The organism is Vibrio sp. YT-19(2023) (assembly GCF_033337395.1).
Map to the genome: position 1 here is coordinate 1 of NZ_JAWOQN010000087.1, position 1,713 is coordinate 1,713.

Below are 1,713 nucleotides of genomic sequence, written 5' to 3' on the forward strand. Positions count from 1 at the left end.
ATTGCCAGCGGTGAACTTGCCGGATGGGAACACTTGGACGAGTTGGTATCGTATGCCGGCCAGCGCCAAATCATCGCTTTACTAGCGAGTAATGATGTGGTGTTAACTCAGGTGGACATTCCGCCTGGTGCAACACGTCAGTTCGACAGCATGTTGCCTTATTTGATTGAAGATGAAGTCGCGCAAGATGTGGATAGCTTGCACTTCACCGTATTGGGTAAGCAAGCGGATAAAGCACAAGTGTGTGCGGTCGAACGTGCATGGGTACAAACCGTGCTACAGCGTTTTGCTAGCCAAGGGTTGACCATCAAACGCATCTTGCCAGATGTATTGGCATTGCCTGTCAGTGATGACAACAGCAGTGCAGCACTGATTGGTGAGCAATGGCTAATTCGTCACTCAGAGACGGAAGGCGCGGTAGTGGATTCGGCGTGGCTGGATCTTTACCTCTCTTCTTACCTGCAAAACCATGAAGGTTGGCAACTCGATTGCTACAGTTCCGTGCCAGAATCGACGGTTGAGAGCGTATGGGTTCCTAAGCCAGAAGAAATGACGATGGCGTTGCTCGCAAAAGGCGTCGCGAGTAGTAAAACGAACCTGTTAACTGGCGAGTTTAAGCCGAAGTCTTCTTGGGGTAAGTACTGGAAAGTTTGGCAAAAGGCGGCTATCGCTGCGGGCGTTTTGTTAGTGGTGGTCGTGGCTCAGCAACTTCTCCTCGTCCACAAGTATGATGCGCAAGCACAAGCCTATCGTGAAGAAAGCGAACGTATTTTCCGTCAGGTTTTCCCAAACAAGAATCGAATTCCGTCCGTAAGTTACTTAAAGCGTCAAATGACAGATGAAGAGCGCCGTTTGTCTGGTGGCTCGACAGATGTTGCGATGTTGTCTTGGCTTGCTGCCTTGCCAGCAACGCTTGGTCAGGTGAAAGATCTAGAAATCACCAGCTTTAAGTATGACGGCCAACGTGGTGAAGTGCGCATTCACGCACGTAGCTCAGACTTCCAGCCTTTTGAGCAGGCACGTGTGAAGTTGGCTGAGAAGTTTAATGTTGAGCAAGGTCAGCTTAATCGCAGCGATAACGTTGTGATGGGTAGCTTTGTGTTGAAGCGTCAGTGAGGTGATGATGAAGAATTTAATTTCTCAAGCGCAAGCTTGGTGGAGTGGCATCTCTCAGCGCGAACAACGACTTGTGCTGGGCTGTGGTGCATTCGCCATCCTTGGCATTCTTTACTGGGGGCTGCTGCAGCCGATGAGCCAACGTGCAGAGTTGGCGCAATCTCGTATCCAAAGTGAAAAGCAATTGCTTACATGGGTACAAGACAAAGCTGATGACATTACCGCATTGAGAAAAAGCGGGGGTGTCAGTTTTTCCAATCAGCCACTTAACCAACTTGTCTCTTCATCAGCGCGCCGTTTTAAGGTGGAACTGATTCGTGTGCAACCACGCAACGACAGTGTGCAAGTGTGGATTAAACCGCTCGCATTCAACCAGTTGGTGGATTGGCTACGCTACTTGAAAGAGCAGCAAGGCATTGAAGTTGAATTTTTAGACATCGATCGTACAGACCAAGCGGGCATGATTGATGTGAACCGTCTGCAATTTAAGCGAGGTTAAGGTGAAGCGAGCAGTACTTTACGTTGTAATCTTTATCGTTTGTTTTTCTGTTAGCTTGATCATGGGGTTACCTGTTTCTTGGGTTCTCCAGCAAGCCC

2 protein-coding genes and 1 pseudogene are annotated in these 1,713 nt (G+C 49.0%); all 3 read left to right on the plus strand.

Annotated elements, in window-relative coordinates:
* Positions 1-1,116, plus strand: a 1,116-nt coding sequence (gspL, locus tag R7E78_RS23995; protein WP_318058322.1) for a type II secretion system protein GspL, incomplete at its 5' end; no start/stop codon positions are given.
* Between the two features lie 7 nt (positions 1,117-1,123).
* Positions 1,124-1,615, plus strand: a complete 492-nt coding sequence (locus tag R7E78_RS24000) for a type II secretion system protein M (protein WP_005458943.1) — start codon at positions 1,124-1,126, stop codon at positions 1,613-1,615.
* 1 nt (position 1,616) lies between these two features.
* Positions 1,617-1,713, plus strand: a pseudogene (locus R7E78_RS24005) (type II secretion system protein N); the annotation flags it as partial.

What these genes read in the sequence shown, in the direction of transcription:
- R7E78_RS24000 (WP_005458943.1), top strand. Translation starts at nt 1,124, where the DNA reads ATGAAGAATTTAATTTCTCAAGCGCAAGCTTGGTGGAGTGGCATCTCT.